21 protein-coding genes and 1 other RNA gene are annotated in these 23,292 nt (G+C 56.6%); 16 read left to right on the top strand and 6 right to left on the bottom strand.

Going from position 1 to position 23,292, the window contains the following annotated elements; genetic code table 11:
• Positions 1-41: 41 nt before the first annotated feature.
• Positions 42-797, bottom strand: a complete 756-nt coding sequence (locus tag SB719_RS06225) for a M48 family metallopeptidase (protein WP_065648244.1) — start codon at positions 795-797, stop codon at positions 42-44.
• Positions 798-1,069: 272 nt separating this feature from the next.
• Between SB719_RS06225 and tkt the strand changes: the two genes are divergently transcribed.
• The 7 genes from tkt to SB719_RS06190 all read left to right on the top strand — a co-directional run bounded on the left by tkt (position 1,070) and on the right by SB719_RS06190 (position 9,539).
• The gene (gene tkt, locus SB719_RS06220) at positions 1,070-3,061 is read left to right on the top strand and encodes a transketolase (RefSeq protein WP_314687363.1); all 1,992 of its coding nucleotides are present in this window, start codon (positions 1,070-1,072) and stop codon (positions 3,059-3,061) included.
• A gap of 353 nt (positions 3,062-3,414) precedes the next feature.
• Complete coding sequence (gene epd, locus SB719_RS06215; RefSeq protein ID WP_039380059.1) at positions 3,415-4,434, top strand: erythrose-4-phosphate dehydrogenase; 1,020 nt, start codon at positions 3,415-3,417, stop codon at positions 4,432-4,434.
• A gap of 51 nt (positions 4,435-4,485) precedes the next feature.
• Positions 4,486-5,649 carry a phosphoglycerate kinase gene (gene pgk / locus SB719_RS06210; RefSeq protein WP_065648246.1) on the top strand — a complete coding sequence of 388 codons (1,164 nt, stop codon included), beginning with the start codon at positions 4,486-4,488 and terminating at the stop codon, positions 5,647-5,649.
• Between the two features lie 102 nt (positions 5,650-5,751).
• Positions 5,752-6,831 carry a class II fructose-bisphosphate aldolase gene (gene fbaA / locus SB719_RS06205; protein WP_065648247.1) on the top strand — a complete coding sequence of 360 codons (1,080 nt, stop codon included), beginning with the start codon at positions 5,752-5,754 and terminating at the stop codon, positions 6,829-6,831.
• A gap of 298 nt (positions 6,832-7,129) precedes the next feature.
• Positions 7,130-8,011 carry a small-conductance mechanosensitive channel MscS gene (mscS, locus tag SB719_RS06200; RefSeq protein WP_065648248.1) on the top strand — a complete coding sequence of 294 codons (882 nt, stop codon included), beginning with the start codon at positions 7,130-7,132 and terminating at the stop codon, positions 8,009-8,011.
• 131 nt (positions 8,012-8,142) lie between these two features.
• Entirely contained in the window at positions 8,143-8,763 is a 621-nt protein-coding gene (argO, locus tag SB719_RS06195) for an arginine exporter ArgO (protein ID WP_304235173.1), read from the top strand.
• 77 nt (positions 8,764-8,840) lie between these two features.
• Entirely contained in the window at positions 8,841-9,539 is a 699-nt protein-coding gene (locus SB719_RS06190; protein WP_314687367.1) for an IclR family transcriptional regulator, read from the top strand.
• Here SB719_RS06190 and SB719_RS06185 read toward each other — a convergent pair.
• Positions 9,523-10,836 carry an MFS transporter gene (locus SB719_RS06185; RefSeq protein WP_292968544.1) on the bottom strand — a complete coding sequence of 438 codons (1,314 nt, stop codon included), beginning with the start codon at positions 10,834-10,836 and terminating at the stop codon, positions 9,523-9,525. The two genes, SB719_RS06190 and SB719_RS06185, sit on opposite strands and share 17 nt — an antisense overlap.
• A gap of 214 nt (positions 10,837-11,050) precedes the next feature.
• On the opposite strand from SB719_RS06185, the gene SB719_RS06180 reads away from it, so the two are divergent.
• On the top strand, positions 11,051-11,785 hold the full coding sequence (locus tag SB719_RS06180) for an oxidative stress defense protein (RefSeq protein ID WP_065648252.1): 735 nt from the start codon (positions 11,051-11,053) through the stop codon (positions 11,783-11,785).
• A gap of 39 nt (positions 11,786-11,824) precedes the next feature.
• Here SB719_RS06180 and SB719_RS06175 read toward each other — a convergent pair whose 3' ends face one another.
• Positions 11,825-12,730, bottom strand: a complete 906-nt coding sequence (locus tag SB719_RS06175) for a LysR family transcriptional regulator ArgP (RefSeq protein WP_039380043.1) — start codon at positions 12,728-12,730, stop codon at positions 11,825-11,827.
• Positions 12,731-12,912: 182 nt separating this feature from the next.
• On the opposite strand from SB719_RS06175, the gene rpiA reads away from it, so the two are divergent.
• A complete protein-coding gene (gene rpiA, locus SB719_RS06170; protein ID WP_065648253.1) occupies positions 12,913-13,572 on the top strand; it encodes a ribose-5-phosphate isomerase RpiA in 660 nt (219 codons plus the stop codon).
• A gap of 279 nt (positions 13,573-13,851) precedes the next feature.
• Positions 13,852-15,090 carry a phosphoglycerate dehydrogenase gene (gene serA / locus SB719_RS06165; protein WP_065648254.1) on the top strand — a complete coding sequence of 413 codons (1,239 nt, stop codon included), beginning with the start codon at positions 13,852-13,854 and terminating at the stop codon, positions 15,088-15,090.
• A gap of 21 nt (positions 15,091-15,111) precedes the next feature.
• Here serA and SB719_RS06160 read toward each other — a convergent pair whose 3' ends face one another.
• The 3 genes from SB719_RS06160 to zapA form a co-directional block, all read right to left on the bottom strand.
• Positions 15,112-15,714 (bottom strand): 5-formyltetrahydrofolate cyclo-ligase, encoded by a 603-nt coding sequence (locus tag SB719_RS06160; RefSeq protein ID WP_304235180.1) that lies wholly within the window; start codon positions 15,712-15,714, stop codon positions 15,112-15,114.
• 140 nt (positions 15,715-15,854) lie between these two features.
• Positions 15,855-16,038, bottom strand: a non-coding RNA gene (ssrS, locus tag SB719_RS06155) — 6S RNA.
• Between the two features lie 39 nt (positions 16,039-16,077).
• Positions 16,078-16,407 carry a cell division protein ZapA gene (gene zapA, locus SB719_RS06150; RefSeq protein WP_034823204.1) on the bottom strand — a complete coding sequence of 110 codons (330 nt, stop codon included), beginning with the start codon at positions 16,405-16,407 and terminating at the stop codon, positions 16,078-16,080.
• 169 nt (positions 16,408-16,576) lie between these two features.
• Here zapA and SB719_RS06145 point away from each other — a divergent pair, with 169 nt between their 5' ends.
• The 6 genes from SB719_RS06145 (at position 16,577) to gcvH (ending at position 23,208) form a co-directional block, all read left to right on the top strand.
• A complete protein-coding gene (locus tag SB719_RS06145) occupies positions 16,577-17,158 on the top strand; it encodes a YecA family protein (RefSeq protein ID WP_293005931.1) in 582 nt (193 codons plus the stop codon).
• 51 nt (positions 17,159-17,209) lie between these two features.
• Positions 17,210-18,532, top strand: coding sequence for a Xaa-Pro aminopeptidase (gene pepP, locus SB719_RS06140; RefSeq protein WP_412159041.1), 1,323 nt, complete (start codon positions 17,210-17,212; stop codon positions 18,530-18,532).
• A complete protein-coding gene (gene ubiH / locus SB719_RS06135) occupies positions 18,529-19,707 on the top strand; it encodes a 2-octaprenyl-6-methoxyphenyl hydroxylase (RefSeq protein WP_304235186.1) in 1,179 nt (392 codons plus the stop codon). Before pepP ends, ubiH begins: the two co-directional genes overlap by 4 nt.
• Before the next feature lie 13 nt (positions 19,708-19,720).
• Positions 19,721-20,923, top strand: a complete 1,203-nt coding sequence (gene ubiI, locus SB719_RS06130) for an FAD-dependent 2-octaprenylphenol hydroxylase (RefSeq protein ID WP_292968562.1) — start codon at positions 19,721-19,723, stop codon at positions 20,921-20,923.
• A 780-nt stretch (positions 20,924-21,703) separates the two neighbouring features.
• The gene (gene gcvT / locus SB719_RS06125) at positions 21,704-22,801 is read left to right on the top strand and encodes a glycine cleavage system aminomethyltransferase GcvT (RefSeq protein ID WP_065648259.1); all 1,098 of its coding nucleotides are present in this window, start codon (positions 21,704-21,706) and stop codon (positions 22,799-22,801) included.
• Between the two features lie 20 nt (positions 22,802-22,821).
• Complete coding sequence (gene gcvH, locus SB719_RS06120; protein WP_304235189.1) at positions 22,822-23,208, top strand: glycine cleavage system protein GcvH; 387 nt, start codon at positions 22,822-22,824, stop codon at positions 23,206-23,208.
• The last annotated feature ends 84 nt before the right edge of the window (positions 23,209-23,292 follow it).

The raw sequence follows: 23,292 nt of genomic DNA, 5'->3' as shown, positions 1-23,292 counted from the left end.
GGCAGCCCTTCTCCCGGCGGGAGGAGGGCTGCATCAGGCGCTTATTTACCGTCTGCGGCGATACGATCGCGGATATGCTGCGCGCGCGCTTCTGAATCAGGATGGGAGTCAAACATCGAACTCTGATGTCCCTGATCCATCTTCGCCAGCTTCTCAAAACTGGTGGCTAAACCAAGCGGGTTGATACCGCGCTTTTTCAGCAGATCATACGAGTAGTCATCTGCCTGCGACTCCTGGGTCTGCGAGAACTGCGCGTTAACCAGCTTCTCGCCGATATCGCCCAGCTGCGACTGCGACAGCGAACCAATAATACCGCCAACCGATGCGGCGGCACCGCGTGCGGCTTCGGTGGCAAAGGCAACCTGCATCGCTTTACGCGTGTGGCCCAGCGCGACGTGCCCCATCTCATGGCCCAGTACGCCTTCTACTTCATTGTCGGTCATCATATCCATCAGGCCGCTGTAAACGCGGATGCAGCCGTTAGCCATCGCCCAGGCGTTGACGTCTTTGGTGACGTACACCTTGTAGTTCGCCGGCGTGCCGTTGATATTGTCGCCCAGTGCGGCAGCGATCTTATTCAGGCGCTGCTGATAACTGCTGTTTGCGGCTGCCACCTGATTGTCTTTATCCATTTGCGCACAGGACTGATCGCTCAGCTGTTTTACCTGCGCATCACTGAGTGAATAGGCCTGGTACGCCTGCGCGCCCGACTGCAGCAGCGCGTTGTTATCAAACCCCTGACAGCCGCTCAGTAGCGCTGCCACTCCCATTGCCGTAACCGTAGCCCGGATTTTCATATCATCATCCTTTAAGTCACTCGTCGTAAAAACACACACCTGAAAGCAGGCCAGATGTATAAACCCGATGTTTATAGCGCGCCCGTTTCGCGGTTGCTAGCAGACGCGGCTTAAAATGCAATCGCAGCCATGATAATTAGCACGCGGATGCATGTACTTTTGTGCCGATTTTCATGTACATTGATGGGCGACTTCTTTCACGCTTCGCCTTATAACTGATTAATTACAATACGTTAAGCGCGGCGGAGCCTTAATCCGATCTGGAGTAGAACATGCCCTCTCGTAAAGAGCTTGCCAACGCCATTCGTGCGTTAAGTATGGACGCAGTACAGAAAGCTAAATCGGGACACCCGGGTGCCCCGATGGGCATGGCGGATATCGCTGAAGTGCTGTGGCGCGACTTCCTGAATCACAACCCGGTTAACCCGCAGTGGGCAGATCGCGACCGCTTCGTGCTCTCGAACGGGCATGGCTCTATGCTGATCTACAGCCTGCTGCACCTTGCCGGCTACGATCTGCCAATGAGCGAGCTGCAGAACTTCCGCCAGCTGCACTCTAAAACCCCAGGTCACCCGGAATATGGCTACACGCCAGGCGTGGAAACCACCACCGGCCCGCTGGGTCAGGGCATCGCCAACGCCGTGGGCTTTGCGATCGCCGAGCGTACGCTGGCCGCACAGTTCAACCGCCCGGGTCATGATATCGTAGACCACCATACCTATGTTTTCATGGGCGACGGCTGCATGATGGAAGGGATTTCGCACGAAGTCTGCTCTATCGCCGGCACGCTGAAGCTGGGCAAGCTGGTCGCGTTCTATGACGACAACGGTATCTCAATTGATGGTCACGTTGATGGCTGGTTCTCCGACGACACCGCAGCACGTTTTGAAGCCTACGGCTGGCATGTTGTGCGCGGCGTGGATGGTCACGACGCAGAAGCGATCAAACAGGCTGTGGAAGAGGCGAAGCGCGTCTCTGACAAGCCGTCACTGCTGATGTGCAAAACCGTTATCGGCTTCGGCTCACCCAACAAAGCGGGCACGCACGATTCACACGGCGCGCCGCTGGGCGACGATGAAATTGCGCTGACACGTAAGCAGCTGGGCTGGAGCCACGCACCGTTTGAGATCCCGGCCGATATCTATGCGCAGTGGGATGCCAGAGAGGCAGGCCAGGCGAAAGAGTCCGCGTGGAATGAGAAGTTTGCAGCCTATGCGGCAGCTTTCCCGGCGCTGGCGGAAGAGTTTACACGTCGCGTTAACAATGAGCTGCCTGCTAACTGGCAGGCAGAGTCGCAGCAGTTTATTGAGCAGCTGCAGGCGAATCCGGCTAAAATCGCCAGCCGTAAAGCGTCACAGAATACGATTGAAGCCTTTGGCAAGCTGCTGCCGGAGTTCCTCGGCGGTTCCGCCGATCTGGCACCCAGCAACCTGACGATGTGGTCCGGTTCTAAACCGATCAACGAAGACACAGCGGGTAACTACATCCATTATGGCGTGCGTGAGTTCGGTATGACCGCCATTGCCAACGGCATTGCGCTGCACGGCGGTTTCCTGCCTTATACCGCGACCTTCCTGATGTTTGTTGAATATGCCCGCAACGCGGCGCGTATGGCGGCACTGATGAAGATCCGCCAGATCATGGTTTACACCCACGACTCCATCGGTCTGGGTGAAGATGGCCCGACGCACCAGCCGGTTGAGCAGATGGCCAGCCTGCGTACGACGCCAAACATGAGCCTGTGGCGTCCCTGTGACCAGGTTGAGTCTGCTGTCGCGTGGAAATATGCCATTGAGCGCGTGGATGGCCCGTCAGCGCTGATCTTCTCCCGCCAGAACCTGGCGCAGCAGGATCGTACCGCTGAGCAGCTGGCAAACGTGGTCCGCGGTGGCTATGTGCTGAAAGATTGCAACGGCACCCCGGAACTGATCCTGATCGCTACCGGCTCTGAAGTTGAGCTGGCGGTGGCTGCCGCTGACAAACTCAGCAGCGAAGGCCGCAATGTGCGCGTGGTCTCCATGCCATCAACGGATGCGTTCGATAAGCAGGATGCCGCCTACCGTGAAGCGGTGCTGCCGAAAGCAGTTGGTGCGCGCGTTGCCATTGAAGCGGGTATTGCCGATTACTGGTTCAAATACACCGGCCTGCACGGCGCGGTGGTCGGTATGACCTCATTTGGTGAATCTGCGCCGGCAGAGCTGTTGTTTAAAGAGTTCGGCTTCACCGTTGAGAATGTGGTAAATACCGCAAAATCTATTCTGTAATCCGTGTTCGCCTTAACGGGCGACTTAACAAACCGGATATCGTGAGCTACAGGGTGCGCATTGATGCGCACCCTGTTTTATTTCATATTCTTTCGCCGCCTGAAACGTTTCAATTATTCCTGCAGTAATTGTTTAATCGCCTCATTTTTGTGACGCAGATCCAATAATCATCACCATCCTTGATCGCAATCATTCCGGTTATTCCCCGCATGCTTTATTCTGGCTGAACCGTTTCAGTTGCTGCCGAATCCCTGCGCATCACGTCAGGCGCTGCGGAAGAATTCCCTGTACAAAATGGCATGAAACGCTCAAGGTATCTGGCACATTTCAGAGGTGCAGTTGCAGGAAAAGCGATGACCATTCGTATTGCTATCAATGGCTTTGGTCGTATCGGACGCAATGTGTTGCGTGCGCTATATGAAACGGGACGCCGGGCGGAAATCACGGTCGTTGCGATTAATGAGCTGGCAGACGCCGCCGGCATGGCGCATCTGCTGAAGTACGATACCAGCCACGGTCGCTTCGCCTTCGACGTGCGTCAGGAGCGCGATCTGCTGTGGGTAGGGGAAGACACCATTCGCATCCTGCACCAGGCAGAGATCGGCACGCTGCCGTGGCAGCAGCTGGACGTTGATGTTGTGCTGGATTGCACCGGCGTTTACGGCAGCCGCGCCGACGGTGAGGCGCATCTGCAGGCGGGCGCCAGAAAAGTTCTGTTTTCGCATCCGGGCGGCAACGATCTGGACGCAACCGTTGTGTTCGGCGTAAACGAACAGGCTCTTAAACAAACTGACCGCATTGTGTCTAACGCATCCTGTACCACCAACTGCATTATTCCGGTGATCAAGCTGCTGGATGATGCCTTTGGGATCGAGTCCGGTACAGTGACCACGATCCACTCAGCGATGCACGATCAGCAGGTGATCGACGCCTATCACAGCGATCTGCGCCGCACCCGTGCAGCGAGTCAGTCGATCATTCCGGTCGATACGCGGCTGGCGGCCGGCATCACCCGCATTTTTCCGAAATTCAACGATCGCTTCGAAGCGATCGCGGTGCGTGTACCCACTATCAACGTTACGGCGATTGATCTGAGCGTCTCGGTGCGGGCGGCGGTAAAGGCGTGTGAGGTCAATGCGCTGCTGCAAAACGCATCAGCAGGGGCATTTCGTGGTATAGTTGACTATACGGAATTACCGTTAGTCTCAGTAGATTTTAACCACGATCCGCACAGTGCCATCGTTGATGGTACGCAGACGCGGGTCAGCGGTCATCACCTGATCAAGACGCTGGTCTGGTGTGACAACGAATGGGGCTTTGCTAATCGGATGATCGATACTACGTTAGCAATGGCCGCAAGCGGTTTCAGGTAAGACGCGGATGGCGTCTGGCAAAACTTACGAGAATCAACGAGAGGATTCACCATGTCTGTAATTAAGATGACCGATCTGGACCTTGCTGGTAAGCGTGTTCTGATCCGTGCCGATCTCAATGTGCCAGTGAAAGAAGGAAAAGTGACATCTGACGCACGTATCCGTGCTTCCCTGCCTACCATTGAAGCGGCACTGAAACAGGGCGCAAAAGTGATGGTTACCTCTCACCTCGGTCGCCCGACTGAAGGTGAATACAATGAAGAGTTCTCGCTGCTGCCGGTTGTTAACTATCTGAAAGAGAAACTGAACGGTACCCAGGTTACGCTGGCAAAAGAGTATCTTGACGGCGTTGAAGTGGGAGCGGGCGAGCTGGTAGTACTGGAAAACGTACGCTTTAACAAAGGCGAAAAGAAAGATGACGAGACGCTGGCGAAGAAATATGCCGCGCTGTGCGACGTCTTTGTAATGGATGCGTTTGGTACCGCCCACCGTGCACAGGCTTCAACCCATGGCGTAGGCAAATTTGCGCCAGTCGCCTGCGCCGGCCCGCTGCTTTCTGCTGAGCTGGAAGCGCTGGGTAAAGTAATGAGCAATCCGGAGCGTCCGCTGGTTGCCGTCGTCGGTGGTTCAAAAGTATCGACCAAATTTGATGTCCTGCAGTCGCTGGTCAAAATTGCGGATACCGTGATTGTTGGCGGCGGCATCGCAAACACCTTCGTGGCTATCGACAACAACGTCGGTAAATCACTCTACGAGCCGGACTTCGTTGAAGCGGCTAAAGGCCTGCGTGACCAGTACGGTATTCCGGTTCCGACCGATTCCCGTGTGGGCACGGAATTCTCTGAAACTGCACCTTCTACCGTGAAAAAGGTTTCAGAAGTGCAGGATAACGAAGAGATTATGGACTTCGGTGATGAAACCGCACAGAACATGGCGAAGATTCTGAAAGAGGCCAAAACGATTCTGTGGAACGGTCCGGTAGGCGTATTTGAGTTCCCGAACTTCCGTAAAGGCACCGAAATCGTGGCTAATGCGATTGCAGACAGCGAGGCATTCTCTGTTGCAGGCGGCGGTGACACCCTGGCGGCTATCGATCTGTTCGGTATTGAAGACAAGATCTCTTACATCTCAACCGGCGGCGGGGCGTTCCTGGAGTTTGTGGAAGGCAAAAAACTGCCTGCAGTGGCGATGCTGGAAGAGCGCGCTAAGCAGTAATTCTGGGGGCAGCGCTCCGGCGCTGCCTTAAAACTGGCCCCGTCCGGGGCAAATAAATCCCATTCCCTTCGGGAATGAACGGTAACGAAACGGGACACAACCATGTCTAAAATTTTTGATTTCGTAAAACCCGGCGTTGTCACTGGTGATGACGTTCAGAAAGTCTTCAAGGTAGCGAAAGAGCACAAATTCGCTCTGCCTGCAGTTAACTGCGTCGGCACGGACTCCATTAACGCGGTACTGGAAGCGGCTGCCAAAGTTAAAGCGCCGGTCATCGTTCAGTTCTCCAACGGCGGTGCTGCATTTATCGCCGGTAAAGGTTTCAAAACCGACAAACCACAGGGCGCAGCAATTTTCGGCGCTATCGCCGGTGCGCACCATGTGCATCTGATGGCAGAGCAGTATGGTGTGCCGGTTATTCTGCACACTGACCACTGTGCGAAAAAACTGCTGCCGTGGATCGACGGTCTGCTGGATGCCGGTGAAGAGCACTTCAAAAAAACCGGTAAGCCACTGTTCTCTTCACACATGATCGACCTCTCTGAAGAGTCGCTGGAAGAGAACATCGAGATCTCCAGCAAATATCTGACGCGTATGGCGAAAATTGATATGACGCTGGAAATCGAACTCGGCTGTACCGGGGGTGAAGAAGATGGCGTGGATAACAGCCATATGGATGCTTCAGCCCTCTACACCCAGCCAGAAGATGTGGATTACGCTTACACCGAGCTGAGCAAAATCAGCCCGCGTTTCACTATTGCGGCCTCTTTCGGCAACGTGCACGGCGTGTACAAGCCAGGCAACGTGAAGCTGACCCCAACCATTCTGCGCGATTCACAGAAATATGTGTGCGAGAAGCATGGTCTGGAGCATAACGCGCTGGATTTCGTATTCCACGGCGGTTCCGGTTCTTCTGCGGCAGAGATTGAAGAGTCTATCAGCTACGGCGTGATCAAAATGAACATCGATACCGATACCCAGTGGGCAACCTGGGACGGTATTCTGCAGTATTACAAATCTAACGAAGCGTACCTGCAGTCGCAGCTGGGCAACCCGAACGGCCCGGACAGCCCGAACAAGAAATACTATGACCCACGCGTCTGGCTGCGTGCGGCACAATCCTCAATGGTTGTGCGCTTAGAGCAGGCGTTTAAAGAGCTGAACGCAGTCGACGTACTGTAAGTTCGCTGCAGTAAAAAGGCCCCTGCAGGGGCCTTTTTTTATGCGTTTCCGCGGCACTCTCTTCCAGACAAACGCACACGCCAGTCCGTCTCATTCTGATGCACAGTTACCGCCAGTCTGCAGGTTACTCTGCTCTGATCTGCATCGATTCCGGTATGTTTTCTCCCCAATATAATGTTAAATCAGCTTAATTTTGGCGCTTCCCCCTGTTTTTGTTTAACCTTGTAGCCTGGAGTGCCGGAGTCAATCTGGCCGTTTTTGTAATTTCCCGCGGGAAACTCAACAACAGGGCTGACAAATGGAAGATTTAGATGTCGTAAATGGCATTAACAGTGCAGGTGGCTGGCTGGTGCGTAACCAGGCGCTGATCCTGAGCTATGCGGTCAATATCGTGGCAGCAATCGCGATTATTATCGTTGGCATGATCATCGCGCGTATTGTCTCAAAAGGCGTGAATCGTCTGCTGGTGGCACGCCATATCGACGCGACCGTGGCCGATTTTCTTTCAGCCTTAGTCCGCTATGGCGTTATCGCATTTACTATCATCGCAGCGCTGGGGCGCGTTGGCGTACAGACCGCGTCAGTGATCGCCGTGCTGGGTGCGGCCGGTCTGGCCGTGGGTCTGGCGCTGCAGGGCTCGCTGTCCAACCTGGCGGCAGGTGTACTGCTGGTGACTTTCCGTCCGTTCCGTACCGGCGAATTTGTTGATCTCGGTGGCGTGATGGGAACGGTTCAGAATGTGCAGATCTTCTCAACCACGCTGAAAAGCGCAGACGGTAAAATGGTGGTGGTGCCGAACGGCAAAATCATCGCCAGCAATATCATTAACTTCTCCCGTGAGCCGATCCGCCGCAACGAATTTATTATTGGCGTGGCCTACGATGCGGATGTCGATCAGGTGATCGCTCTGCTGCGTGACGTCGTGGAAGCGGATGAGCGCGTGCTGAAAGATATGGGTATCCAGATCGGCCTGAATGAACTGGCGGCTTCGTCACTGAACTTTGTGGTGCGCTGCTGGAGCAAAAGCGGTGACCTGCAGAACGTTTACTGGGACCTGATGAAAAACTTTAAGCGTACGCTGGATGCGAACGGCATCGGCATCCCTTATCCGCAGATGGATGTGCATCTGCACCAGGTCAGGCGCGAAGAGCAGGAGCAGCCGGTTAACCTGACAAAATAACATCAGCATAAGGCACCTGCGGGTGCCTTTCTTATTAATCGAACTAATGGCCGATTAAATCTTTCAATTTCCGCTAATATCCTCCTGCTAATATACTGCGCCCATCTTCTTCTCTTTCCAGGTTATTCAGCATGTTAGCAATTTATCTGCAGGGGCTGGCGCTGGGCGCTGCCTTGATCCTGCCACTGGGCCCGCAAAACGCTTTTGTGATGAATCAGGGCATCAAGCGTCACTATCATCTGATGACCGCTACGCTCTGTACCCTGAGCGACATTGCCTTGATCTGCGGCGGCATATTTGGCGGCAGCGCGCTGCTGCATCAGTCACCGCTGCTGCTGACGCTGATCACCTGGGCAGGCGTTGCGTTTCTGCTCTGGTATGGCTGGGGAGCATTACGCAGTGCATGGCGCGGCGGTATTGCGCTGGAGCAGGACAGCGCGCTGAAACAGGGACGCTGGCGCATTGTTGCCACGATGCTGGCTGTGACCTGGCTCAATCCGCATGTCTATCTGGATACGTTTGTCGTACTGGGCAGCCTCGGCAGTCAGCTGCCTTCTGCCGATGCCCGTCGCTGGTTCGCGCTGGGCACCGTCAGCGCCTCCGTTATCTGGTTTTATGGTCTGGCGCTGCTGGCGGCCTGGCTGTCGCCACGACTGCGCACCGCGCGTGCGCAGCGCATTATTAATCTGCTGGTTGGCAGCGTTATGTGGCTTATCGCTTTCCAGCTGGCGCAGCAGGGGCTGACGGATTAAAAAGTAAAACGCGCAGGGGGGCATTATTGACGCGGCGAGGCTGTTAAGATTGAGTTTTTAGCGCCCGGAGGTGACCCATGTCTTCTCAACCTAACCAGAGCCTGATTGACGGCATCCGCTGTCTGCAGTACCTGGTCTCCAGCGACAGAGCCATTGGCGGGCGTGAGCTGGCGCGTCAGATGGGAATGAACAGCACGCGCGTTAACCGTCTGCTGATGACCATGGCATCGATCGGCCTCACCGTTCAGGATGAGCAGCGTCGCTATCTGCCGGGCCCGGGCGTTCACGCGCTGGCCGCGCAGGCAATTCGGGGGTCCTCACTGTTTGCGCAGGCGCTGCCGCAGCTGGAGCTCTATGCACCGCACGATATCGTGGTGGCGCTGGGCGTGCTGTGGGAGGATCAGGTCATCTATATCTGGCACTCGGAACCCGGTGAACGTACCCGCACCAGTCAGGCGCTGGCCGGATTTCGCATGCTGCCAGCGTGGCAGTCGGTGATTGGCATGGCGCTGCTGGCCGCAGAGCCTGATGTGCAGCTGCAGCCGCGTTTTGACCCGGCGCAGTGGACGCAGATGGCACCTCTGCTGGCACGCAAACGCCAGAGCGATCATCTTATCTGGCAGCGTGATGATGGTGAGATTGGTATGGCGCTGCCGATCACGCATAATCGCGCGGCGCTGGCGTTCGCTAAAATCTGGCAGAAGGATGATGAGCATCTGGCGCAACGGGTGGCGCAGCTGAAAGCGCTGGCGCAGAAGATCACCGGCGAGCAGTAATCTCTTCGGGGCGGCCAACGATAAACAGATAGCTGCCGATCCCCACCAGCGCCAGCGCAGCGATGAACATCAGCGCCGGAGCAAAATCACTGCCGTCGATCAGTGCGCCAATCGCAACCGGCACAACGATTGCGGAGAGCGCACCGGTAAAGTTAAACATGCCGCCTGCCAGCCCGACCAGATGACGCGGTGCCAGCGTGGTGACAAACACCCAGGTAATGGTGGCCAGTCCGTTGCCGAAAAAGGCCAGCGACATAAACAGAACGATCAGCGTGGTATTATCCGTGTAGCTGGCACCGAGAATAAACAGCGTCATCGTCAGTCCGAGCAGTATCGGCAGCTTGCGCGCCACGCCCGCTGAAACGCCGCGCCGCATCAGATAATCGGAGATAAATCCCGCCAGCAGTACACCGCAAAACGCCGCCAGATAAGGCAGCGAGGCGACATAGCCGCTTTTAATGAAATCCATATGCCGGTACCGGACCAGATAGGTCGGAAACCACGTCAGAAAGAACCAGAACGTGGCGGAAATCGAAAACTGGCCCAGACAGATGCCCAGCAGCTGGCGGTTGCGCAGCATCTGCTGCATATCACTCAGGCGCAGCGGTGTACGCCCGGCCGATGCGCTGTCGGGCAGCGCACCGTTCTCCAGCAGCCAGGCGCGCTCTGCGGCGGATACACGTTTATGTTCGCCAGGCTCGCGATAGAACGCAAACCAGACCCCTGCCCACAGAATGCCGGTCAGACCGGTGATAGCAAACAGCCCGCGCCAGCCAAACGCAGCCTCGATATGAAACAGCAGCGGCGTCACGCAGGCCAGGCCAGCAAACTGCGCTGAAGAGTAAATGCCAATGGCGCTGGCGCGCTCGTGTAGCGGAAACCAGCCGGAAATAATACGGTTGTTAGCCGGCATCACCGGGGCTTCAAGCGCGCCGACGCCCAGCCGCAGCCCCACCAGCGCCGCTGCGCTGCTGGCGCAAACATGCAGCAGGGTAATGAGCGACCAGCCGATCATCGCTACGCCATACACCATACGCGCACCGAACCGATCAATCAGCCAGCCGCCCGGGATCTGCAGTGCAGCGTAGATCCAGCCAAATGCAGAAAAAACCAGCCCCATTTGCAGTGGAGTGAGCTGCAATTCAGCACTCAGCGCTGGCGCTGCCACGGCCAGATTAGCGCGATCCATATAGTTGATAATGATGTTCACAAATACCAGCGTCAGCATCAGAAAACGCGTACGTCCGACGCGCACGCCAGCAGCAGGCGCGTCAGGGCTTAATGGATCGGGTGCCATGAGCAGAGCTCCTGAAAACAAAAAGTATTTATCAAGCGAAACGTACAATACTCTTTTTGGCAACTCTGTAGTGATAAGTTTGCAGCCGGCAGCAGGTTAAAACGCAGCGCGAACGAACTTTTCTGTCGGCGTAAACTCAGAGCATCACGCATAGTAAAGTGTTAGCGGCTTCGCCATAGTGGCAGCCGGTAACCCGATTTCCAAGGAGGAGTTTGTGAAACTGAAAGCACTGGCGCTGGTCGCCGCAATGAGTACGGGCGCACTGTCGGGCATGGTTCAGGCCGGAGAGGTTCCTGAAGGACCGCATGTGGTCACTTCCGGTCAGGCTAGCGTGGATGCGCGTCCGGATATGGCGACGCTCTCAATCATGGTCAGCGTCGCCTCTAAAGAAGCCGCTGATGCCAAAAAGCAGGCTGACGCGCGCGTGGCGCAATATTTTGATTTCCTGCAAAAGAGCGGTATTGAAAAGAAAGATATCGATGCGGCTAATCTGAGTACTCAGCCAGAATATGACTATACCAAAGAGGGTAAGTCGGTACTGAAAGGCTACCGCGCGGTACGCCAGGTGGAAGTGACGCTGCGTCAGCTGGATAAGCTGAACGATCTGCTGGATGGCGCGCTGAAGTCAGGTCTGAACGAAATCCGCACCGTTGAACTGGGCGTGGCAAACGCAGAAAGCTACAAAGAGCAGGCGCGTAAAGCCGCCATTGCTAACGCTACGCAGCAGGCCAGTGCGCTGGCTGAAGGTTTCAACGCGAAGCTGGGTCAGGTCTACAGTATTCGCTATCACGTGGCTAACTATCAGCCAATGCCGATGGCGCGCATGTATAAAGCGGCCGCCGCACCCGCGGATACCACTGCGCAGCAGACGTATGAACAGCAGAGTATCCACTTTGACGATCAGGTCGATGTAGTGTTTGAAATTAAGCCAAACGCCGCTACGCCCTGATAGCTGACTGCCGCAGCGGCGCCTGCCGCTGCGCTATGCTCAGGCTGTGACCTCATCCTGACGCAATACCCGATGTCCGTGGGCAATCAGCGCATCGGTGACGCTGCGCATCAGCCGGCTTTCTGGCGCAAAGCGGTGCCAGTAGAGCATTCGGCGCTGATAAAGCCCGGGTGTCAGATCCACCAGCTCGCCCTGGGCCAGTTCGCGCTCAATCTGCAGATGCGGGATCATACAGCAGACCGATCCCTGCCGCGCCAGCTGCACAAACGCCTCTGACGAGTTGACGATATGGCAGGGTACGCTGCCCGGTGACAGATCAAAATTCTGCTGCAAAAACGCCTGATGCATATCATCCAGATGGTCAAACGCCACCGCCGGTGCCTTGAGCAAAGCAGAGCGCGTGACGCCGTTAGGGAAGTAGCGGGCGGCAAAATCGGGCGAGGCGCAAAACAGATAGTCGAGCGCCCCCAGCTGATCAACCAGGCAGCTTGGCAGCGGCTGCGGCTGGATACTTACGGCGCCTACCACTTCGCCACGACGCAGCCGTTCCTGCGTGCGCGTTTCATCTTCCACCTGCAGATTCAGCCGTACCGGGGAGTCCGCCAGTACATCTTTCAGTGCCGGCAACAGCCAGGTCGCAAGACTGTCGGCGTTAACCGCCAGCGAGAGCAGCAGCGGCGTGGTCCCGCTTTGATCGTCACCCAGCCACTCCTCTTCCAGCAACTCAACCTGATGCAGCAGCGCCAGCAGCTTCTGCCCCTGTTCAGTGGGGCGGGGCGGAACAGTGCGTACCAGCAGCGGCTGACCAAACAGGTTTTCCAGCTGCTTGATACGCTGCGATACGGCTGACTGGGTAATACAAAGCTTCTGTGCAGCGCGCTCAAAGCCGCGCTCACGAATAACTGCATCCAGCGCCTGAAGCGTGCGGTAATCCGGGCGTTTCATTATGGTTCTCTCTCGTTCAGGGTGGAAAGTACTATGCCACAAAATGGCCGCACTGTGCGGCAGCTGTATTTTTGCGGACTGGCTTCCAAAGGTATAAATCGGTGGCGCGTGAGTCGCGCACTTTTACAGCGCGTTGTTTTATACTACGCGCACTTTGATGTCGCACAGGTTTTAAACATACCATGACCCAGGATGAACTGAAAAAAGCGGTAGGGTGGGCGGCGCTGCAGTATGTGCAGCCAGGCACCATTGTTGGCGTAGGCACCGGATCAACGGCCGCGCATTTTATCGACGCGCTGGCCACCATGAAGCACCAGATTGAGGGGGCGGTCTCCAGTTCTGAAGCCTCCACCCTGAAGCTGAAATCGCTGGGCATACCAGTTTTCGATCTTAACGATGTGGATGATATTGCGGTCTATGTCGATGGTGCCGATGAGATCAACCCGCATATGCAGATGATCAAGGGCGGTGGCGCAGCGCTGACGCGCGAGAAGATTGTGGCAGCGGTCGCGCAAAAGTTTGTCTGTATCGCGGATGCGTCCAAAGAGGTTGATATTCTTGGTCGTTTCCCGCTGCCGGTTGAGGTGATCCCGATGGCGCGAGCGTATGTCGCGCGCGAGCTGGTGAAGCTTGGCGGCCAGCCAGAGTATCGGCAGCAGGTGGTGACCGATAATGGCAACATCATTCTCGACGTGCACAACCTGCAGATCCTCGATCCCGTCACCATGGAGAAAAACATTAATGCGCTGGCGGGCGTGGTCACGGTGGGTCTGTTTGCCACCCGGGGCGCTGATGTCGCGCTGATTGGCACACCGGATGGCGTCAAAACTATTCTCAAATGATCTCTCCGGCGCGCCTGACGCGCCGTTTTTTTACCCGGCTAATTCTGCTTTTCTTTACCGGCCTGAATTTAGTGACTTATGTCACAAACAGGGCATGGAGAGCCGATTCCTGCTCTCTGCTTCCGGCATCCTGCGATTTTGTATGGATTTGTGCTGCCCGAAAGCCGGAGCGTGCTGCTGCAGTCGCAATCGTTTGTATTGCCGCATTGCCAGAATTTGTTATTTTGGCAGAAGGTAATCTTATGGCACTCCACGTTGAATTCTGAATAGGGTCGGGAAATGGCAAAGGTATCACTGGATAAAGACAAAATTAAATTTCTGCTGGTGGAGGGCGTGCATCAGAGCGCGCTGGAAAATCTTCGCGCGGCAGGCTATACCAACATCGAGTTTCACAAAGGGGCGCTGGATGCAGAATCGCTGAAAGCCTCAATCCGTGATGCGCACTTTATCGGTATCCGCTCCCGCACCCAGCTTACGGAAGAGATTTTCGCCGCAGCAGAGAAGCTGGTAGCGGTTGGCTGCTTCTGCATCGGCACCAATCAGGTCGATCTTAACGCCGCTGCGCAGCGCGGTATTCCGGTATTTAACGCACCTTTCTCTAATACCCGCTCCGTAGCTGAGCTGGTGATCGGGGAGATGCTGCTGATGCTGCGCGGCATTCCGGAAGCGAACGCCAAGGCGCACCGCGGTATCTGGAACAAAGTGGCAACCGGCTCCTATGAAGCGCGCGGCAAAAAGCTGGGCATCATTGGCTATGGGCATATCGGCATGCAGCTTGGCGTGCTGGCAGAAGGCCTGGGCATGCACGTTTTCTTTTACGATATTGAAAACAAACTGCCGCTGGGGAACGCTACGCAGGTTCGTCACCTGTCAGATCTGCTCAATATGAGTGATGTGGTCAGCCTGCATGTGCCGGAGACCGCCTCAACCCAGAACATGATTAGCACAGAAGAGCTGGCACTGATGAAGCCGGGCGCGCTGCTGATCAACGCTGCTCGCGGCACCGTCATCGATATTCCGGCGCTGTGTCATGCGCTCTCCAGCAAACATCTGGCGGGTGCAGCCATTGACGTCTTCCCGACTGAACCGGCAACCAACAGCGATCCGTTCAATTCACCGCTGTGCGAGTTTGATAACGTTATTCTGACGCCGCACATTGGCGGTTCCACGCAGGAAGCGCAGGAGAATATCGGCCTGGAAGTCTCGGGTAAGCTGGCAAAATACTCTGATAACGGCTCAACGCTCTCTGCGGTTAATTTTCCGGAGGTGTCGCTGCCAATGCACGGCGCCAGCGCCAGTCGTCTGCTGCACATTCACGAAAACCGTCCGGGTATTCTCACTGCGATTAACCAGATTTTCGCTGAGCAGAATATTAATATCGCGGCCCAGTTCCTGCAGACCTCGCCTCAGCTCGGCTACGTAGTAATTGATATCGACGCCGAAAAAGATGTTGCGGATAAAGCGCTGCAGCTGATGCGTGCGATTCCGGGCACGATGCGCGCCCGTCTGCTCTACTGATAAGTGACGGGCAGGCGCCCGTCAGAACGACGCATCCCACTGCCACAGTTTTGCCGGCGTGAGCACGGCCGGTAGCGGGATGTCCCATGCGGCTGCCGGCAGCGCCTCAACGCGCTGGCAGTCGTGAGCAATGCCTATCGGCAGGCAGCCATGGCGCTGCCAGTTCTGCAGCGTGCGGTCATAAAAGCCGCCGCCCATTCCCAGCCGTTGTCCACTCTCATCAAACGCTACCAGCGGAACCAGCATGACATCCAGCCGATCCAGCGTCGCCATCTGCGTAATATCCAGCGGCGGCTCCGGAATGCGCAGCTTATTCATGACCAGCTGTGTTTCAGGGGTATAAAGCAAAAACAGCAGATTCCCTGGCGCAAACGGATGCAGTACCGGCAAATAAACCGCTTTTTTTTGCTGCCAGAGGCGGGCAATCAGCGGCCGGGTATTGATTTCACCGTCGGTGGAGAGAAACAGCGCAATATGTTGTGCTGCTGAGACGGGCGCCAGGTTAACCGCATGTTCAGCCAGCCGTTCGGCAGCGTCAGCCTGCTGTTCAGGCGTCAGATGCCGGCGCAGATGGCGAATGTGCTGACGCAGCAGCTGACGTTCGGTGTAATCAGTAGCTGACATAATGTTCCCTGCAGAAATGGGTTAGCGTGCGCTGACTATATCATGCAAAAGAGGGGGGAGGGGGGCTGACTTCAGGTGGCAGCGGCAGTCGCGTCTGCCGCTGTGACACCACCTGTAATGATGCCGGGTAAAACAGAAAAGAGATCTCCGAGATGCCGCCGCAGGCTGTAACCCTTGAACCCTTGGTTCAAGGTGAGTATGCCGTCGCAACCATCAGGCTTCTCGGACGAACCGAGCATGCTCACAGGCTACAGAGCGTCACACTCTGTTGGTATGAAATATCGGCTCAGGGGACTGGCCCGCTTGCAAACATCTCAGAGAAACAGGACTTCATCGTTGCTCTGGCATGAGAACCATGAAGTATTATTCGAATTTAGGGCCCTGGCGGTCGGTAATACGACCCTGCTCAACTAAAGCCTGTTCAATCGTCTGCTGCAGCATGCGGATACGTTGTTCCATGTTTGCTGCATAGTCGCGCGTTTTACCTTTCTCTTGCGCCAGCTCGTGGCAGATGTTTAACGCGGCGATGAACACCAGTTGCTCTGTATTTGTGACTCTAGTGCGAACTTTTAAATCTTGCAACCGTTGATTGAGGTCCTCTGCGGCAAGATTTAGCGCATCCTGCTGTTCAGGCGGACAATTTACTCTCAAAGAACGACCAAAAATTTGTATATCTACCGGTTGTGCAGACATGCCACCATCCTGACTGATTACTTCGTTCGCTCCACCCGGCTCGCCATTGGTCCGGAAGGTGCGCAACTATATAGACGCGGGTAAGAAGATACAACCCCTTTTCTGGAAACCCTGAGGCACCTGGTGGTAGCATATCACGAACTTATTCTGCCAACGACGACCAAAGCTTATGTCTTTACAGAACGCAACACCCACTTACAACGCGCTGGCCGCAGCCCTCTCTCAGCAGGGTGTGGGCATGACGCCTGCCGAAATGCATGGACTGCTGTGTGGCATCCTGTGTGGCGGCAATCAGGACGCCAGCTGGAAGACGCTGGTGCACGATCTGGCTAACGAAGGCATGGCCTTCTCACAGAGCCTGGCACAGCCGCTGCAGGCTCTGCATGACAGTCTGACCAGTACGCTGGAAGAGGATGGCTTTCTGTTTCAGCTGATGCTGCCGGATGAAGAAGATATTACCGTTTTTGACCGGGCTGACGCGCTGGCGGGCTGGGTAAACCATTTCCTGCTTGGCCTGGGTGTGACGCAGCCTAAACTGGATAAAATCACCGGTGAAACCGGCGAAGCGATTGACGATCTGCGTACGATTGCTCAGCTCGGCTACGAAGAAGATGAAGATCAGGAAGAGCTGGAGCAGTCGCTGGAAGAGGTGATTGAGTATGTGCGCGTCGCAGCGCTGCTGTGCCACGACACTTTCACGCGTCCGCATACGCCAACCGCACCGGAAGTGCAGAAACCTACGCTACACTAAGCGCGTCATCGCGGGCAGCCTGGCTGCCCGTTATCAACAGGGAGTGCAACTATGATCACACTGGAACAGTTCCATCAGCGTCGTCAGGCGCTGATTGCGCAGATGGCCCCCGGCAGCGCGGCGCTGATTTTTGCAGCACCTGAAGTCACGCGCAGCAACGACACCGAATATAGCTACCGGCAAAACAGCGACTTCTGGTATTTCACCGGGTTTAACGAGCCACAGGCGCTGCTGGTGCTGATCAAAAGCGATGAACATCATAACCACAGCGTGCTGTTTAACCGCATACGCGATCTCACTGCCGAAGTGTGGTCTGGTCGCCGACTGGGGCAGGATGCGGCGCCAGCGAAGCTGGGTGTTGATCGCGCACTGCCGTGGGATGATATTAGCGAACAGCTGCACTTGCTGCTGAACGGCCTCGACGTGGTGTACCACGCACAGGGCGAATATAAGCACGCTGACCAGCTGCTGTTTAGCGCGCTGGACAAGCTGCGTCGTGGTTTCCGGCAGAATCTTAGTGCACCGGCTAGCGTGACTGACTGGCGTCCCTGGGTGCATGAGATGCGGCTGTTTAAGAGCGCGGAAGAGATTGAGATCCTGCGCCAGGCGGGAAAAATCAGCGCGCTGGCGCATACCCGTGCCATACAGCAGTGTCGCCCTGGCATGTATGAGTATCAGCTTGAAGGGGAGATCCATCATGAGTTTTCCCGCCACGGTGCGCGCTTTCCCTCCTATAACACCATTGTCGGATGTGGCGAAAACGGCTGCATCCTGCACTACACCGAAAACGAAAGCGCAATGCGCGATGGCGATCTGGTGCTGATTGACGCCGGCTGTGAGTTTCACGGTTACGCAGGGGATATTACCCGCACCTTTCCGGTAAACGGCAGGTTTACGCCGGCGCAGCGGGAAGTCTATGACATTGTGCTGGCCTCGCTGCATAAAGCGCTGTCGATGTTCCGGCCTGGCGTCAGTATTCATGATGTGAATGATGAAGTTGTCCGCATCATGATCACCGGCCTCGTTGATCTCGGTATTCTTGACGGCAATATCGATGAGCTGTTTGAAGCGCAGGCGCATCGCCCTTTCTTCATGCACGGTCTGGGCCACTGGCTGGGGCTGGATGTGCATGACGTCGGTGATTACGGTACGCCAGGCCGTGACCGGGCGCTGGAGCCCGGCATGGTGCTGACGGTCGAGCCTGGCCTCTATATAGCGCCTGATGCCAGCGTGCCGCCGCAGTATCGCGGCATCGGCGTGCGCATCGAGGATGACATTGTGATCACGGCGACGGGCCACGAGAATCTTACCGATAGCGTGGTGAAAGATCCGGACGCGATTGAAGCGCTGATGGCAGCGGCGCGCGGCGTATGACGATTCTGATTGCAGGCGGGGGTATGACCGGTGCCACGCTGGCGCTGGCGATCTCGCATCTTACGCAGGGCAGGCTGCCGGTCACGCTTATTGAGCGCAGCGAGCCGGGCAGTCGTGCGCACCCCGGTTTTGATGGCCGGGCGATTGCGCTGGCTGCCGGCACCTGCCAGCAGCTGGCAGCGATTGACCTCTGGCGTTCGCTGGCGGACTGTGCCACGCCGATCACCCGCATTCACGTCTCCGATCGCGGTCACAGCGGTTTTGTACAGCTCAGCGCAGAGGCGTATCGGCTGGCTGCGCTCGGGCAGGTGGTAGAGCTGTTTGATGTCGGACAGCGCCTGTTTGAGCGTCTCCGGCAGGCGCCCGGCGTAACATTGCGCTGCCCGGATTACGTGACGCAGGTGACGCGTGACAAAGCGCGTGTGCAGGTGACGCTTAACAGCGGCGACACGCTGGAAGGTTCGCTGCTGGTCGCTGCAGATGGATCGCGCTCATCGCTGGCTGCATCATGCGGTATTCAGTGGCAGCGCGACGACTATCAGCAGCTGGCGGTGATTGCTAATGTCTCTACTCAGCTGCCGCACCAGGGACAGGCATTTGAGCGATTTACGCCACACGGGCCGCTGGCACTGCTGCCGATGTCCGGCAATCGGATGTCGCTGGTGTGGTGCCATCCGGCAGCGACAGAAGGCGGCGTGCGGGCGTGGGATGAGGAAACCTTCCTGCGCGAACTGCAGCGCGCATTCGGCTGGCGGCTGGGACGCTTTACCCATGCCGGGCAGCGTGAAATTTATCCGCTGGCGCTGCAAACAGCCGATCGTCAGGTCACGCACCGGCTGGCACTGGTCGGTAACGCCGCCCAGACGCTGCATCCAATCGCTGGTCAGGGCTTTAACCTTGGTCTGCGCGATGTCATGTCACTGGCGGAAACGCTGGCCGGCGCCTGGCGCCAGCGGCAGGATCCCGGCAGTTATGCGGTGCTGCAGCATTTTGCCGCCCGGCGTCAGGCCGATCGCGCGGCAACAATTGGCGTGACAGACGGCCTGGTGCGCCTGTTCGCTAACCGTTATGCACCGCTGGTTGCAGGACGAAATATCGGGCTGGTGGCGATGGATCACCTCCCCTGGCTGCAACATCCGCTGGCCGCGCGTACGCTCGGCTGGGTAAAGCGTTAATAAAGAGGCAGCAATGCAAACATTTGATGTGGTGATTGCCGGTGGCGGCATGGTCGGTCTGGCAGTGGCCTGCGGTTTGCAGGGAAGCGGGTTGCGCGTCGCGGTACTGGAAAAAGCGGCGGAACCGCAGTTTGATCCGGCAGCGGCAGCGTCGATCCGGGTATCCGCTATTAATGCCGCCAGTGAACGGCTGCTGCAGAAGCTGGATGTCTGGTCATCCATCCTCGCCCTGCGCGCCAGCGCCTACCACGGTATGGAAGTGTGGGATCAGGATAGCTTTGGATCCATCAGCTTTGATGATGAGCAGCAGGGGCTGTCACATCTTGGTTATATTATCGAGAATGAGGTTATTCACAGTGCGCTGTGGCAGCGCGCCAGCCAGTGCAAAGACGTCACGCTGTTTGCACCGGCCCGGCTGCAGCAGGTCGCGTTTGGTGATAATGAAGCGTTTATCACGCTGGAAGATGGCACCATGATGACCGCCCGGCTGATGATTGCCGCCGACGGCGCCGGCTCCTGGCTGCGTGAAAAAGCGGATATCCCGCTGACGTTCTGGGATTACGAGCACCATGCGCTGGTCGCCAATGTGCGCACTGATATGCCGCATGATGCCGTCGCGCGTCAGGTGTTTCATGGCGAAGGCATTCTCGCTTTTCTGCCAATGCAGGATCCGCATCTGTGCTCAATCGTCTGGTCACTTGCTCCGCAGGAAGCGGCTCGTCTGCAGTCGATGCCGGCAGCGCTGTTTAATCAGCAGCTCTCAGTGGCTTTTGATATGCGCCTGGGATTATGCAGCGTTGAGAGCGAACGTAAAACGTTCCCGCTGACGGCACGCTATGCGCGCAATTTTGCCGCTCACCGTCTGGCGCTGGTCGGCGATGCCGCGCACACCATTCATCCGCTGGCCGGGCAGGGCGTGAACTTAGGCTTTATGGATGCGGCCGAGCTGATTGGCGAGATCCGCCGGCTGCATCAGGCGGGCCGTGATATCGGCGAGCACCTCTCGCTGCGCCGCTATGAACGCAGCCGCAAGCACAGCGCAGCGCTGATGCTGGCCGGCATGCAGGGATTCCGTGAGCTGTTTGCCGGCACCCATCCGGCGAAAAAGCTGCTGCGTGACGTCGGGCTGAAGCTGGCCGATACGCTGCCAGGCGTCAAGCCGCGTCTGCTGAAGCAGGCGATGGGACTGAACGATCTGCCTGAGTGGATCCGCTAGCTAACCAGGGCGCTGTCGTTTCGTATCCGCCTTACCACAGGGGGCGCATTAATGCGCCCCGGTTTAGACCCATCCGCGGACGTCACATTTCGCACCCGCATTAACCCGGGCGCCATAAATGGCGCCCCTACGAAAACCCAATGCAGGGCATCATTGTTTCGCACCCATTTTGCCGTAGGGGGCGCATTAATGCGCCCCGGTTCAAATCCATCCGCGGACGTCACATTTCGCACCGTCCTATTGTAGGGGGCGCATTAATGCGCCCCGGTTAAAATCCATCTCCAGACGTCACATTTCGCACCCGCATTATCCCGGGCGCCATAAATGGCGCCCCTACGGCTACAGAGGAAAATGTAGGGGGCGCATTAATGCGCCCCGGCAAAAAATCTTCCCTGACTCCCTGTTCGCACTAAAACAGAGCGCTTTGCATCATAATGATGCCTCGTTTGATTTATTCTAATTTCACTGCCTTATTCGCATTAGTTATTTTCATGCATAATGCATCACCCTTTTATACCCTTTCACTTATCAACAACGTCTGCGTGTTTTATTTACTGAAATATGACCTGAACGTTGCATAATCTGCGCGGTTAATCACACAAAGGCAGCGAATTATGCTGCATGCTACAGGACGCACTGCAACTGTGAGGTCCGGCTTCGACCTCGTTTTGCTTATGGTTAAATCTGTTTTTCAGTGGTAACGTCAGCGAAAAGAGAACGTTTGCGTTGCCGTGTATTCTCGCGCAGACGAGCCCGCTTATTTGTTTTCACAGGATGGTTATGACTCAGCAAACGCCTCTGTTTAACCAGCACCAGCGCGATGGTGCACGCATGGTGGACTTTCATGGCTGGATGATGCCGCTGCACTACGGCTCGCAAATTGATGAGCATCACGCAGTGCGCAGCGACGCCGGCATGTTTGATGTATCGCACATGACCATTGTTGACCTGCACGGTGTACGCACCCGCGAGTTTTTACGCTATCTGCTGGCAAATGATGTTGCAAAACTGACGCAGCCTGGCAAGGCGCTCTACAGCGGCATGCTTAACGCTTCAGGTGGCGTGATAGACGACCTGATCGTCTATTTTATGCAGGAAGACTTCTTTCGGCTGGTAGTGAACTCTGCCACACGCGAGAAAGACCTCGCCTGGATAACGCAGCACGCCGCACCGTTTGGCGTAGCGCTGACAGAGCGTCGCGATCTGGCGCTGATTGCCGTTCAGGGCCCGAATGCGCAGCAGAAAGCTGAGACGCTGTTTGATGACACTCAACGCGCCGCCGTTGCCGGCATGAAACCATTTTATGGCGTGCAGTCAGGCGACCTGTTCATTGCCACCACCGGCTACACCGGTGAGGCGGGCTATGAAATTGCGCTGCCAGCTGACCAGGCTGAAGCGTTCTGGCAGCAGCTGCTGGCTGCCGGTGTAAAACCCGCCGGCTTAGGCGCACGCGACACACTGCGTCTGGAGGCAGGTATGAATCTCTATGGCCAGGAGATGGATGAGGGCGTTTCGCCGCTGGCCGCGAATATGGGCTGGACCATCAGCCGGGAGCCGGCCGACCGCAATTTTATCGGACGTGAAGCGCTGGAAGCGCAGCGTGAGCAGGGCAGTGAAAAACTGGTAGGCCTGATCATGACGGAGAAAGGCGTACTGCGCGGAGGCCAGACGGTGCGCTTCACCGATGAGCAGGGTGTACCGCAGCAGGGTATGATTACCAGTGGTTCCTTCTCGCCGACGCTGGGCTGCAGCATCGCCCTGGCGCGCGTGCCTGCCGGTATTGGCGAGCAGGCCATTGTGGAGATCCGCAATCGCGAAATGCCGGTAAAAGTAACTAAACCCGTTTTTGTTCGCGCCGGTAAGCCGGTCGCTCAGTAAATTTTTCAGGAGAAATGGCGATGAGCAATGTGCCAAATACGTTGAAATACCGCGACAGCCACGAGTGGGTGCGTAAAGAGGAAGATGGCTCTTACACCGTGGGGATCACCGAGCATGCGCAGGAGCTGCTCGGTGATATGGTGTTTGTCGACCTGCCAGACGTTGGCGCTACGTTTAGCGCGGGCGATGACTGCGCAGTGGCAGAATCGGTTAAAGCCGCTTCCGATATCTATGCGCCGCTGAGTGGTGAAATTGTGGCGGTGAATGAGGCGCTGACCGACTCCCCCGAGCTGGTGAACAGCGCGCCTTATGGCGATGGCTGGTTGTTCCGCCTGAAAGCCAGCGATGAAGCTGAACTCGACAGCATGCTTGATGCTGACGCCTATAAAGCCAGTATTGATGAGTAACCGGTAGTCTCTGAAGGTGTCGCGGCGCGGCACCTCTTCTTTATCTGCCTGTTGTAAGTCCTTTGTGTAACCCAGCCCGATGCA

This window comes from Pantoea sp. SIMBA_079 (assembly GCF_046940275.1).
In the GTDB taxonomy this organism is placed as follows: domain Bacteria; phylum Pseudomonadota; class Gammaproteobacteria; order Enterobacterales; family Enterobacteriaceae; genus Pantoea; species Pantoea borealis.
The sequence above is the reverse complement of the archived record's forward strand: the minus strand, read 5'-3'. Positions and strand labels throughout refer to the sequence as shown.